The following is a 12339-nucleotide window of genomic DNA, read 5'->3' as shown; positions in this document are numbered from 1 at the left end:
CTCCGTCAGGAGCGGCCCGGCGCAGGCGGGCGGTCCGGGAACCGAACCCTTTGGCAACCGAGAGTCCTCGCGCGTGCACAATCGGTGTGTAAAGTTGCGGTCATGCGGACGGCGTACAAGTGCCGGGCCTACCCCGACCCCGAACAAGCGGCCACCTTCAGCCGCACCTTCGGCTGCGTCCGCCTGGTCTGGAACAAGACCCTCGCCGAACGCCAACGCGCCTGGCACATCGACCGCAAGCGCACCACCTACAAACAGACCGACGCCGCGCTGACCGCCTGGAAGAAGACCCAAGAGCTGGCGTTCCTGAACGAGGTCTCCTCGGTCCCGCTGCAACAGGCCCTGCGGCACCAGCACACCGCGTTCGCCGGCTTCTTCGCCGGACGCGCCCGCTACCCGCGCTACAAGACCCGCACCTGCCGCCAGTCCGCGCACTACACCCGCTCGGCGTTCCGCATGAAGGACGGTGAGCTGAGGATGGCCAAGACCACCGCTCCGCTGGCGTTCGTGTGGTCCTTTGACGATGTGGACTTGGCTGCGCTGAACCCGACGATGGTGGTGATCTCGCGGGACCCGGACGGCCGCTGGTATGTGACCTTCGCCGTCGACACCGGCACCGGCACCGATGAGCCCGAGCCGATACCGGTCGCCGGGCACCAGATCGGCATCGACCTGGGCGTCAAGGACTTCGCAGTGACCTCCGACGGGGACCGCATCGCCAACCCACGGCATCTGGAACGCAAGCAGCGCAACCTGGCCCGGTACCAGCGGCGCATGGCCCGCTGCCGGCCCGGCTCGGCCAACCACCGCAAGGCCAAGGCCAAGGTCGCCGCCGCCCACCGCAAGGTCCGCAACGCCCGCGCCGACTTCCTGCACCGCACCAGCACCAGCCTCGTCCGCCAAGCGGACGTGATCGTGGTCGAGGACCTCGCGGTCGCCAACATGGTGCGCAACCGCAGGCTGGCCCGCGCGATCTCCGACTGCGGGTGGGGCGAGTTCCGGCGCATGCTGGAGTACAAGGCCGCACGCGCCGGACGGACTCTGGTGGTGATCGACCGGTGGTGCCCCTCGTCCAAGACCTGCTCGGCCTGCGGGCACCTGCTCGCGGAGTTGAGCTTGTCGACCCGGCACTGGACGTGCCTGGGTTGCCGCGCCCGGCACGACCGGGACATCAACGCGGCCAAGAACATTCTTGCGGCTGGTCGAGCCGTAGCCAGGGGTAGCCCCGGCGATGTCTGTGGAGCTGATGTCAGACGGCAAGGGTCCCCCCTTCCGCAGTCGGCCGCGAAGCAGAAACCCCTGCGGCGCGAGCCGTAGGAATCCCCTCCCCCTTCAGGGAGAGGAGGAAGTCAAGAAAGTGAGCAGGACAGGTGCTTGATGCCGTTGAGGAAGTTCGAGCGCAGCCGGTCCGGCTCCGCGGTGGCGTGGATGCCGGGTGCGCGGGCGAGCAGTTCCCGGAAGATGGCGGTGACTTCGCTCCGGGCCAGGTGCGCGCCCAGGCAGTGGTGCGGTCCGGGGGCGCCGAAGCCGAGGTGCGGGTTGGGTGCGCGGGTGATGTCGAACCGGTCCGGGTCGTCGAAGACCGTCTCGTCGCGGTTGGCCGACCAGTAGTACAGCAGCAGCTTGTCGCCCTGGTTGAAGCGGTGGCCGTTCAGCTCGCAGTCCCGGGTCGCGGTGCGCCTCATGTAGATGATGGGTGACGCCAGGCGGACGATCTCCTCGGTCGCGGTCGCCGCGTGCCGTTCGAAGTCGCCGGCCCACAGCCGCTTCTGGTCCGGGTGCCCGGTGAGCAGGAGCAGCCCGTGCGAGATGGCGGTGCGGGTCGTCTCGTTGCCCGCCTGCATCAGGATGCCGAAGAAGGAGCCGAGTTCCCGGGCGCTCAGTTTCTCGCCGTCGATGTTGGCGTTGACCAGCTTGGACGTCAGGTCGTCGCCGGGCGCCTCGACGCGTTCGGCGGCCAGCTCCCTGACCATGCCGGCCAGCTCGGCCGCCGCGGTGAGAATGGTGGCGGCCTGGTTCTCGTCCGGGGTGTACTCGGAGTCGCCCGCACCGAGAATGATGTTGGTGCGTTCGGCGACGAACCGGTGCCGGCTCTGCGGGACGCCCATCATCCGGCAGATGATGGTCAGCGGCAGCCGCTCGGCGACCTCGGTGACGAAGTCGCACGTCCTGCGCTCCAGCAGGTCGTCCACGATCTCGGCGGCCACCCGCCGGATCTGGCCGTCCAGCCGCTCGATCATGCTCGGGGTGAACGCCCGGGAGACGATCCGGCGCAGCCGGGCGTGCCGCGGATCGTCCATGTTGATCATCGAGTCGAAGAACTCGACCGACTCCGGCGGCCGCTCGAACACCATCACGACCTCGGCGTTGGAGAAGTCGTCCGGCCTCCGGCTGGCCTCCACCACGTCGGCGTACCGGGTCACCGCGTAGAAACCGGGGCCGGGCCTCGCCCACATGACGCGCGGTTCCGCGAAGAAGGCGAACGGCTTCTCGCGCCGCAGCACCTCGAACGCCGCCGCGCGATCGGCGTACGGTGCGGCCCAGAAGCCGCCCTTGGACAGGTCGATGTCGGCCAGAGCGGTCACACCGCCTCCTCGCGTCGTCAGAGCTTGCGGCCGACGCCCGCGTACGCGGGGATCCGGCCGCCGTAACCGGGCGCCTCCTCGGCCGTCCCGCCTCGTCCCTCACCGAGCCGCACCACCGCCGGCCCGTCCGGGACGGGGTCGTCGGGACGCCAGTCGGTCAGCCACACCAGCCCCGGATCCACCAGCTCATGGCCCTTGAAAAGATCCCCGATCTCCTCGTGGGTGCGCAGGTGGACAGGGGTGGCGGTGCGGCGGTAGATCTCCTTGGCCCGCTCGGTCTCCTCCGGCCGGGCCTTCGCCATCAGGTCCCCGGTCAGATGGGAGACGACCAGGTGACTTCCCGGCGCGGTGGCGTCCCGGTACCGCCCCACGATGCCCTGCGGGTCATCGGAGCCGGAGACGAAGTGCAGGATCGACACCATCATCACCGCGATCGGCCGGTCGAAGTCCAGCAGCGCCCGGGTCGTCTCATGCCGCAGGATCGCATCCGCGTCCCGCAGGTCCGCCTCGATCACGCCGACGCTGTCCGGGGTCCGCAGCAGCGCGCGGCTGTGCGAGCAGACCACCGGGTCCCAGTCCACATAGACCACTCGGGCGTCCGGGTTCAGCGACAGCGCCACCTCGTGCACGTTGTTCTGGGTGGGCAGCCCCGCGCCGAGATCGAGGAACTGCGTGATGCCCGCCTCCGCGACGAGATGGCGGACCGCCCGCATCAGGAACGCCCGGTTCGCCCGCGCCCCCTCCTGCGAAGCCGGCATCACCTCGATGACCTTCTCCGCGGCCGCACGGTCGGCGACGTAGTTGTCCTTTCCGCCCAGGTAGTAGTCGTACATCCTGGCGACCTTGGGCCCGAGTTGATCAAGCGGGGCTTTTATGCCGTGGAGGGTGGAAGGGACGGTGCCAGGCCGTCCCTCCGGTTCTAGAAGGGGTCGGTCAGGTCGCCCAGCTTGTCCGTCAGCCGGAGGTTGTGGGAGTAGTCGACGGGGACGGTGATGACCGAGACCGTGTCGTCGTCCAGGGCCTTGCGGAGGGTGGGGAGCAGCTCGCCGGCGGTCTCCACGCGGTAGCCGCGGGCGCCGAAGCTCTCCGCGTACCGGACGAAGTCGGGGTTGCCGAACTTGATGTTGGAGCTTTCGCCGAGGTCGAGGTCCATCTTCCACTCGATCAGGCCGTAGGCGGAGTCGTCCCAGATCAGGACCGTGATCGGGATGTTCTCGCGGACGGCGGTCTCCAGTTCCTGCGAGTTCATCAGGAACGCGCCGTCGCCGGTGGCGGCGAGGACCCGGCGGTCGGGGTGGGCGAGCTTCGCGGCGATCGCGCCCGGCACGGAGAAGCCCATGGACGACAGGCCGTTGGAGACCAGCAGGGTGTTCGGCTCGTAGGTCGGGTACATGCGCGCCATCCACATCTTCACCGCGCCCGTGTCGGCGAGGACGATGTCGCTGCGGCCCATGGCGGCGCGGACGTCGGCGACGATCCTGCGAGGGGAGAGCGGATGGCCGTCCTCGGCGGCGCCCTCCGCCAGTTCGTCGCGGAGCATCTGGCGGATCTTCCGGCCGGTGCCGTTGACGTCGAAGCGGCGGTGCACGCTGCCGGCCAGGGCGTGGAGCGACCGGGAGATGTCGCCCTGGACGCCGACCTCGACGGGGTAGTGGTCGTCGACCTCGGCGGGGAACTGGTGAATGTGGATGATCTTCTTGTCGGCGTTCGGGTTGATCTTGACGGGGTCGAACTCCTGGAGCTCGTAGCCCACCGTGATGAGGACGTCCGCCTCGTCGAAGCCGAAGTTGACGTAGTCGTGGCGCATGAAACCGACCGCGCCGAGGGCGTTGCGGTGGTCGTCCGGGAAGACGCCCTTGCCGTTGAAGGTCGTCGCGACCGGCAGGCCGAGATGCTCGGAGAAGTGCCGCAGCGCGGCGCTCGCGCCGGCGCGGGTCGCGCCGTGGCCGGCGAGGACGATCGGGCGCCGGGCGACGGCGAGGACGTCGGCGGCGCGGGCGATCTGCGACGGCGACGGCTCCTGGGTGCGGACGACGTTGACCGGTAGCGGCTTCAGATCGGCGGAGACCTTGGCGGCCTCGACGTCCTCGGGGATCGCCAGGTAGACGGCGCCGGGACGTTCGGTCTGTGCGGTCTTGAACGCCTTGCGCACCATTTCCGGCAGGGCCTCGGCCCGGGGGGCCAGCTCCGACCACTTGGTGATCGGGCGGAAGAGGGAGACCAGGTCGACGATCTGGTGCGATTCCTTGTAGATGCGGTCAAGGCCGACCTGTGCGGAGATCGCGACGACGGGCGTGCTGTTGGTGGTGGCGTCCGCCACGCCGAGCTGCATGTTGATCGCGCCGGGGCCGAGCGTCGCCGAGGCCACCCCCGCCTTGCCGGTGAGGCGCCCGTAGATCTCCGCCATGAACGAGGCGGCCTGCTCGTGCCGGACGAGGACGTAGCGGATCGGGGAGTCGTTCAGTGCGTGGACGAAGTGGATGTTCTCCTCGCCCGGGATGCCGAAGACGTATTCGACGCCCTCCGCCTCAAGGGTCCTGACGAGCAGGCGGGCGGCGTCTTCCTGCGTGGACATGTTGCGTCCATCTCCAGTCTGCGTATCGCTGGGTGCTGTCTCGTGCAGCACCCGGACCCCTGCCTCCATTCCGCCCGTCGATGTGCGATCGATCTCGTCAGGAGTCGGCCAGGTCCTTGATCGCGCGCAGCGTGGGCTCGTCCCGCACCCCGGCGATCAGCACGGTGGTGACGGGGCTGCCGCGCCAGAGCTGGAGCCGCTCCTTGATCCGCCCGATGGGGCCGAGGAGGGAGATCGAGTCGGCCAGCTCGTCCGGCACGGCCTTGACCGCCTCGTCGCGCCGGCCGTCGAGGAAGAGCTCCTGGACGCGCGCGGCCTGCTCCGCGTAGCCGAGCCGGCCGATCAGGTCGAGGTGGAAGTTGCGGTCCCGGGCGCCCATCCCGCCGATGTAGAACGCGAGCGGGATCTTGGCGAACTGCAGCGCGGACTCCAGGTCGTCGGTGACGATCGTGGTGACGGTCGCGGCGATCTCGAAGCCGTCCGGGCGGTTCGCGAGGGACGCGCCGAACACCGGTTCGATCTGCTGCGGGTCGACGAACAGCGGCAGCCAGCCCTGCGCGATCTCGGTGGACATCGCGACGTTCTTCGGGCCCTCGGCGCCGAGGTAGACGGGGATCTCCGGGCGGACCGGGTGGACGATCGACTTCAGCGGCTTGCCGAGGCCCGCGCCGCCGGGCAGCGGCAGCGGGTAGTGCGGGCCCTCGCTGGTCACCGGCGCGTCGCGGCGCCACACCTGCCGGACGATGTCGAGGTACTCGCGGGTGCGGGCGAGCGGCTTGGGGAACGGCTGCCCGTACCAGCCCTCGACGACCTGCGGGCCGGACGCGCCGAGCCCGAGGATCATCCGCCCGCCCGAGAGCGCGTCGAGGGTGAGCGCGTGCATCGCGGTCGCGGCGGGCGTGCGCGCGGAGAGCTGGACGACGGCGGTGCCCAGTTTGATCCGGGACGTGCGGGCGGCGTACCAGGCCAGCGGGGTGAACGCGTCCGAGCCGTAGGCCTCGGCGGTGAACACCGAGTCGTAGCCGCACCGTTCGGCGGCCAGGACCGTCTCGGTCTGGTCGTCGACGTCGCGCTGCCAGTAGCCGACGTTGATGCCGAGCTTGAGTTCCGCGGTCACGTTGCACCCCTCCGGTTGCCGACGCAGGCGATACTAGAACACGTTCTAGTTCGGTGGAAGGGCCGGGGGCCGCGGCGCCCCCGCCGCGGCCCCCGGATCGGACCGTCGCTAGACCTCCTTGATCGCGCCCACCAGGCCCCGCCAGGCGGACGGCGTCAGCACCAGCGCCGGTCCGGAGGGGTCCTTGGAGTCGCGTACCGCGCGAAGGTCGCTGGACAGTGGCGCCACCTCGACGCACTGGTCGCCGCTCCCGCTGTGGGACGACTTGCGCCAGGGGGCGCCGGTGAGTTCGCACTGCAGGTTGGTCACGGGCTACTCCTTGCTGCCTCGGCGATGAGGTGCGCGGATTCCTCGGTGGACAGTGCGGCCGCCTCGATGCGATCGAAGCGATCCCTATGTTTTGCTATTGCCTCCGCACTCTCAAGGTAAACGTCACCCATGGTGCCCTCTACATAGGCGATATCTGGGTCGGCGGGGTCTGGATACGACAATATGGTGAATCGTCCGTCTAGGCCCGCATGCTCCTTGGCTGTATACGGAAGTACCTGAATCGACACGGTTGGGCGGGTCGCAGCGGCGGTGGCGAGAGCGTCCAGCTGCGCGCGCATCACCTCGTCGCCGCCGATCGGACGGTGCAGGACCCCCTCGTCGAACACGACCTGCAGACGCGGCGCGTCCGCCCGGTCGAGCAGGGCCTGGCGGATCTTGCGGGCGGCGATGCGGCGCTCGATGTCCTCCTGGGCGGGCAGCAGCCGGCCCGCCGTGATCACGGCGCGGGAGTACGGCTCGGTCTGCAGCAGCCCGTGCACGAGCTGGGGATCCCAGGTGCGGATGTGCGACGCCTCGTCCTCCAGCGCGACATAGCTGCCGGCGAACACGTCCTGGTAGGCGGTCCACCAGCCGCGCTGGCCGGCCTGCCGGGCGAGGGTGATGAGGGCGTCGCGGTCCGGGCTCGGCACCCCGTACAGATCGAGGATGTCGGCGATGTCACCGGGTTTGGGGCGGGTCTGGCTGGTTTCGAGGCGGGAGACGGTGGCTCGCGACCAGTCGAGCCGATCCGCCACCTCCTGCAGGGTCAGGCCCTGCTCCTCCCGCAGCTTGCGGAGCTCCCGCGCCAGGCGGCGGCCACGAACGGTGGGGCGGTAGGTCATGGGAGTGGAGTCTTACCACTCTTGACGCGCGCCACAACGCGATTGACGAACCCGGCAGGAAGGGTGGAGCAATTCTGTGAAGACAGTTGCGATCGTGAGAATCTCACGACACGCTGGGTTCCGTGACCGGTCGGAAACCTACAGTGACGGACCGGCCGGCCGCGCCCGGGCACGTAGACCGGCGGAGGAACCCGTGAAGACCACGCCAGCCGACCTGACGGCGCAGACCATGGCCGACGCCATGGCCGACGCCACCGACAACGCCCGTGCACCGGCGGGCACCAGGCCCGGGTGGGTCTGGGCCCTCCCGGGCGGGCCCGGATGCGCGGGCCACGCCCGCGGCGTCCTGCGCGACGCCCTCGCCTCGCTGGGCGTCCCGCGCGACGTGATCGCCGACGCGCAGCTCATGGTCAGCGAGCTCGCGACGAACGCGCACCAGCACGCCGGCGAGCACGGCCCCCACGAGCTGTGGCTCTACGTGGCCGGAGGCGAGGCCGGTGACAGCGAGACCTGTGACAGCGAGAGCGGCGATGGCGGGGCCTGCGCGAGCGGGGCCGGTGACGGCGCGGCCCGTGAGGCCGGCGAGGTACGGTGCGCCGTCTTCGACGCGCTCCCCGACGCCGCCCTGCCCGGCTACTCGTGGACGTCCGGCGACTGCGGGCGCGGGCTCAGCATCGTCCGCGAGCTGTCCGGGGAACGCTGGGGCATGCTGCGGACGCTGTCGCGGCTCGGCCCGCCCGTCCGCGGCAAGGCCGTCTGGTTCACCGTGCCCGGCGCGACCGCCGCCCCCGCCTAGCGGGCCCCGCCGTGTTCCTAGTGCCTCTCCAGAGCGGGACCTATGTCGCTGACCAGGGTGAGCAGTGACCGCGCGAGCAGCGTGTGCACCTGGTCGCGGTCGAGCGTCTTCTCCTGGAGCCACTGCCGCGTCGCCGCGTCCGCCAGCCCCGAGTAGATGCGCAGGACGGCGCGCAGGGTCTCGGTGGGCTCCGGCACCCGCAGGACGGCGAGCATGTGCTCGACGGCCTCGTCACGGAACCGGTTGACGATGCGCAGCAGTTCCGGGTCCTGCCCGAACCCCTCGGCGTCCAGCGCCGCGAACCACGTCGTCGCGTTCCGCTCCGCCGTGTCGAGGAACAGGTTCACGCACAGTTCGACCGCCTCGGGCAGCGTCATCCGCTCGTCCACCGGCGGCACCTGGAGCGCCGCCGACGCCGTCAACCCCTGGACGACCTTGAGGAACAGCTCTCGCTTCGTCCCGAAGTAGTAGTGGATCAGACCGCGCTGGACTCCGGTCTCGCGCGCGATCGCGGCGGTGGACACCTCGGCGTAGGGCAGCTCGGTGAACATCCGCCGCGCGACGTCCAGAATCTGGGCACGCCGTTCGTCCGGGGACAGGCGCTGGTAGCTCACCGCGACAGCCTATGCTGTGCAGACGTGGCCAGTGTCCCTCGGCTCGTCGTAGCCGCGCCTTCCACGGGAAGCGGCAAGACGACCGTCGCGACGGGCCTGATGGCCGCTTTCGCCGGTCGTGGCCTGAACGTCTCTCCGCACAAGGTCGGGCCCGACTACATCGACCCTGGCTTCCACGCGCTCGCCACAGGGCGGCCTGGCCGGAACCTGGATCCGTGGCTGACGTCTGAGGAACTCATCGTCCCGTTGCTCCTGCACGGTGCCGCCGGGGCGGACATCGCCGTCGTGGAGGGCGTCATGGGCCTCTACGACGGCGCCGCAGGGCTCGGACTGTCTGCTTCGGCCGGTGGCGGTGACTACGCGTCCACCGCGCACGTCGCGACACTTCTGGACGCACCCGTCGTCCTGGTCGTGGACGCTTCGGCGGCGGCGGGACGGTCCGTGGCCGCCCTCGTCCACGGGTTCCGCTCGTTCGGGACGGTCAGGGTCGGCGGCGTGATCCTCAACCGTCTCGGCTCTGACGGCCATGAGCGCATGTGCCGGGAGGCCGTCGAGGAGCTGGGCCTGCCGGTCCTGGGCGCGCTCCGCCACCACGACGAGGCGACGGCCCCGTCCAGGCATCTCGGTCTCGTTCCGGCGGCCGAACGGCGAGCGGACGCGGTCGGGACGGTCCGGCGGCTGGGCGACCTCGTCGCCGCCTCCTGCGACCTCGACGCGGTGCTCGCCCTGGCCCGCGCCGCCTCCCCCTTGAACGCGGAGCCGTGGGACCCGTCCGAGGCCGCCGTCCGGGTGGAGGCGGCGGAACGCCCGCGGATCGCGGTCGCCGGGGGACCGGCGTTCACGTTCGGCTATGCGGAGAACGAGGAGCTGCTCACGGCGGCGGGCGCCGAAGTCGTCCGGTTCGACCCCCTGCGGGACGAGAGGCTCCCCGAACGGACGAGGGGTGTCGTCATCGGCGGAGGTTTCCCCGAGATGCACGCGGCGGAGCTTTCGGCCAATCAGCCCTTGCGCGAAGAGATGGCGGCCTTCGGCAAGGCGTCCCGCCCCGTGTACGCCGAATGTGCGGGCCTTCTCTACCTCGCGCATGAGCTGGACGGCGCGCCCATGTGCGGTGTCTTGGACGGTGTCCAGGCGGCCATGTCCTCGCGGCTGACCCTGGGTTATCGTGCCGCGGTGGCCGTGGCCGACTCGGTCGTCGCCCGTGCGGGCGAACGGGTGCGCGGGCACGAGTTCCACAGCACGGTCACCGAACCCGTCCATGGGGACACGGCCGCTTGGCAGTGGACCGCATCCGGCCCCGTGGGCTTCGTGCAAGGCGACTGTGTAGCGTCCTACCTTCATCTGCATTGGGCCGGGTCGCCCTGGTTCGCGAGCAGGATGGTCAACGCTTGCAGCAAGGCCTGTAGAGGGGAGCGCGCGTGAACGCCTTCGAGGGAAGTGTCCGCCTTGAGGGCGAACGGCTCGTGCTGCGCCCGTTCGGCATCGACGACGCGGCCGGGCTGATCGAGGTGATCCGCGCGGGTGAGGACTTCCTGCCGCCCAATTTCCCGGGTGTCCTGGAGGCCGAGCCCATCGCGTGGTTCCTGCGGGAGGGCGTCCACAAGGTGCAGCGTTTCGGGCTGGGCATCCACCTGGCGGCGACCGACCGCGATACCGGCGACCTGCTCGGGACCATCGGGCTGTTCAAGGTGAACTGGGATCACCTGACCAGCGAGGTCGGCTACGGGATGCGGCCGGGCGTGCGCGGACGCGGCCACGCCACGGAGGCCCTGTCCCTGGTGTCCGACTGGGCGCTGCGCGGCTGCGGGCTCTTCCGCGTCGAACTGCGCGCCATGGTCACCAACCACGCGTCCATCCGCGTCGCCGAGAAGGCCGGCTATGTGCGCGAGGGCGTCGCGCGGGGCGCGGAACGCGACGCCGGCGGCGTCAGCCGGGACATGATCGTGTTCAGCCGCATCGCGACCGACCCGCGGCCCGAATCGCCGCCCGACGGCGTGCCACGCCAGCGCTCCGGCCGCTCCTCCGGGAGGCTCGTCGCCCAGGACGAGGAGGGACGGCCCAGTGACCGCTGAGGACAAGACGCTCGTGATGTACGGCGACGGCGTACGCGACACGGCCCGCCGGATGCTGCCGAAGCTGCCGGACGCGTGTTTCGTCCCGGCGGGCGCCGGCGAGCTGCGTGCGGCGGTCAAGGAGGGGATCGCGCAGGTCGTCCTGGTCGCCGGCATGGACGAGCAGCTCGCCCTCCTGGACGACGACGGGGTCCTGGAATCGATCACCTTCTACATGGACGCGGGCGCGGCGCTGACCGCCGAGGTGGCCGCGGCCCCGACGGCCCGGCACGTCTACGAGCTGTGGGAGGCCGCCGGAAAGCTCGGTCCGTGCGGCCGGGAGCTGTGTCGGCGGACCGCCGGTGAGCTGGAGCGTCTCGCCGCCGAGGCGGCGGGCTCGGCGGCCAGTCCGGTCGCCGCGCAGGTGGTGCTGGTCGATGCCGCCGGTGAGCGGATGGTCGGCATGTTCGGGCGGATGGCCCGGTAGGCGACGGCGGGTTCAGGCGATGTTGACGGTTGTGGGCCGCGACGGCTCGCCGCTTTCCGAAGCGGCCCGGGCGGCTTTGGAAAGCGCTGCGCTGGTGCTGGGTGAAGCCCGTCACCTGGACGGCCTCCCATTGGCGCCTGGCACCCGCAAGGTCGTCACCGAGGACATCGCAGGTGCGCTGGAAGGCGTCGACGTGTCGGACCAGGACGTCGTGCTCGTCGTGGACGGCGATCCCGGCCACTTCGGGATTCTCCGTGTGCTGCTCGAACAAGGGCATGCACCGGACGCCCTGCCTGCCGCGCCCCTGGTGGCGCGGGCTTTCGCCCAGGCGGGACTGCCCTGGGATGACGCGCTGGTCGTCTCGGCCCGGGACGGACACCTGCGGCAGGCCGTGAACGCCTGCCGAGCCCACCCCAAGGTCGCGGTACTGACCGGGCCTGGCGCGGGACCGGCGGAACTGGCGCGCGCGCTGTTTCCCGTGACGCCGCGTTCGTTCGTTGTCTGCGAGGACTTGGACGGGCCCAGGGAGCGCGTCGTCTACGTCCGTCCGGCTGAGGCCACCACTCGTCCCTGGAACGACCCGGCTGTGGTGCTCGTCCTGGACAACCGTCACGCACTGGGTGAAACGAGCTGGGTGTCGGGGCCGCCTGCTCCGGACCCCGCCGGGTGGGCGCTGCCCGCGGACGCCTTCGGCGACGGGCCGGGACTGCCGCCGGAAGTCCGGGCCTTCGTCCTGGCCAGGCTCGGCCCGAGAATCGGCGACATGGTGTGGGACGTGGAGTCCGGCGACGGCTCCGTGGGCATCGAGTGCGCGCGCTTCGGCGCGGCCGTGGGGGGGGGGGGGGGGGGGCCCCCCCCCGGGGGGGGGGGGGGGGGGGGCCGGGGGGGCCCCCCCCCCCCCCGCGGGGGTGGGGGGCGGGGGGCGGGGGGGGCCCCCCCGGGGCCCGGCCCGGCCCCGCCCGC

Annotated in this window: 13 protein-coding genes; 6 read left to right on the top strand and 7 right to left on the bottom strand. The window is 70.9% G+C overall.

Features of this window, described 5'->3' with window-relative positions:
- The first annotated feature begins 102 nt into the window (after window positions 1-102).
- Window positions 103-1317, top strand: coding sequence for an RNA-guided endonuclease TnpB family protein (locus AB0C35_RS34210; RefSeq protein ID WP_358465344.1), 1215 nt, complete (start codon window positions 103-105; stop codon window positions 1315-1317).
- Window positions 1318-1349: 32 nt separating this feature from the next.
- Here the strand turns inward: AB0C35_RS34210 and AB0C35_RS34205 are convergent, their stop codons facing one another.
- From AB0C35_RS34205 to AB0C35_RS34180, 6 genes are all read right to left on the bottom strand, one after another.
- Entirely contained in the window at window positions 1350-2585 is a 1236-nt protein-coding gene (locus AB0C35_RS34205; RefSeq protein WP_358465341.1) for a cytochrome P450, read from the bottom strand.
- Window positions 2586-2602: 17 nt separating this feature from the next.
- The gene (locus AB0C35_RS34200) at window positions 2603-3460 is read right to left on the bottom strand and encodes an SAM-dependent methyltransferase (RefSeq protein WP_358465626.1); all 858 of its coding nucleotides are present in this window, start codon (window positions 3458-3460) and stop codon (window positions 2603-2605) included.
- A 44-nt stretch (window positions 3461-3504) separates the two neighbouring features.
- Window positions 3505-5160 (bottom strand): acetolactate synthase large subunit, encoded by a 1656-nt coding sequence (locus AB0C35_RS34195; protein ID WP_358465338.1) that lies wholly within the window; start codon window positions 5158-5160, stop codon window positions 3505-3507.
- A 97-nt stretch (window positions 5161-5257) separates the two neighbouring features.
- Window positions 5258-6277: an LLM class F420-dependent oxidoreductase gene (locus AB0C35_RS34190; RefSeq protein ID WP_358465335.1), complete on the bottom strand. Its 1020-nt coding sequence runs from the start codon at window positions 6275-6277 to the stop codon at window positions 5258-5260.
- A 108-nt stretch (window positions 6278-6385) separates the two neighbouring features.
- Entirely contained in the window at window positions 6386-6586 is a 201-nt protein-coding gene (locus tag AB0C35_RS34185; protein WP_358465332.1) for a DUF397 domain-containing protein, read from the bottom strand.
- A complete protein-coding gene (locus tag AB0C35_RS34180; RefSeq protein WP_358465329.1) occupies window positions 6583-7428 on the bottom strand; it encodes a helix-turn-helix transcriptional regulator in 846 nt (281 codons plus the stop codon). Before AB0C35_RS34180 ends, AB0C35_RS34185 begins: the two co-directional genes overlap by 4 nt.
- A gap of 193 nt (window positions 7429-7621) precedes the next feature.
- On the opposite strand from AB0C35_RS34180, the gene AB0C35_RS34175 reads away from it, so the two are divergent.
- The gene (locus AB0C35_RS34175; protein WP_358465326.1) at window positions 7622-8224 is read left to right on the top strand and encodes an ATP-binding protein; all 603 of its coding nucleotides are present in this window, start codon (window positions 7622-7624) and stop codon (window positions 8222-8224) included.
- A 17-nt stretch (window positions 8225-8241) separates the two neighbouring features.
- On the opposite strand, the gene AB0C35_RS34170 is transcribed toward AB0C35_RS34175, so the two are convergent.
- Window positions 8242-8838: a helix-turn-helix domain-containing protein gene (locus AB0C35_RS34170; RefSeq protein WP_358465323.1), complete on the bottom strand. Its 597-nt coding sequence runs from the start codon at window positions 8836-8838 to the stop codon at window positions 8242-8244.
- Between the two features lie 24 nt (window positions 8839-8862).
- Between AB0C35_RS34170 and AB0C35_RS34165 the strand changes: the two genes are divergently transcribed.
- From AB0C35_RS34165 to AB0C35_RS34150, 4 genes are all read left to right on the top strand, one after another.
- Window positions 8863-10260 carry a cobyrinate a,c-diamide synthase gene (locus AB0C35_RS34165; protein WP_358465320.1) on the top strand — a complete coding sequence of 466 codons (1398 nt, stop codon included), beginning with the start codon at window positions 8863-8865 and terminating at the stop codon, window positions 10258-10260.
- Complete coding sequence (locus AB0C35_RS34160; RefSeq protein ID WP_358465317.1) at window positions 10257-10910, top strand: GNAT family N-acetyltransferase; 654 nt, start codon at window positions 10257-10259, stop codon at window positions 10908-10910. Before AB0C35_RS34165 ends, AB0C35_RS34160 begins: the two co-directional genes overlap by 4 nt.
- Window positions 10900-11376 carry a hypothetical protein gene (locus AB0C35_RS34155; protein WP_358465314.1) on the top strand — a complete coding sequence of 159 codons (477 nt, stop codon included), beginning with the start codon at window positions 10900-10902 and terminating at the stop codon, window positions 11374-11376. The genes AB0C35_RS34160 and AB0C35_RS34155 overlap by 11 nt, the downstream gene beginning before the upstream one ends.
- On the top strand, window positions 11327-12339 hold a 1013-nt coding region (locus AB0C35_RS34150; RefSeq protein WP_358465311.1), incomplete at its 3' end, for an SAM-dependent methyltransferase. The genes AB0C35_RS34155 and AB0C35_RS34150, both read left to right, overlap by 50 nt.

Source organism: Spirillospora sp. NPDC048819 (assembly GCF_040650055.1).
Taxonomy (GTDB): Bacteria; Actinomycetota; Actinomycetes; order Streptosporangiales; family Streptosporangiaceae; genus Spirillospora.
Note: the sequence above shows the minus strand (reverse complement) of the source record. Positions and strands in the feature narration are given on the sequence as shown.

Coding starts and splice junctions, on each gene's coding strand:
- AB0C35_RS34210 (WP_358465344.1), top strand. CDS start 103: ATGCGGACGGCGTACAAGTGCCGGGCCTACCCCGACCCCGAACAAGCG.
- AB0C35_RS34195 (WP_358465338.1), bottom strand. CDS start 5,160: ATGTCCACGCAGGAAGACGCCGCCCGCCTGCTCGTCAGGACCCTTGAG.
- AB0C35_RS34180 (WP_358465329.1), bottom strand. CDS start 7,428: ATGACCTACCGCCCCACCGTTCGTGGCCGCCGCCTGGCGCGGGAGCTC.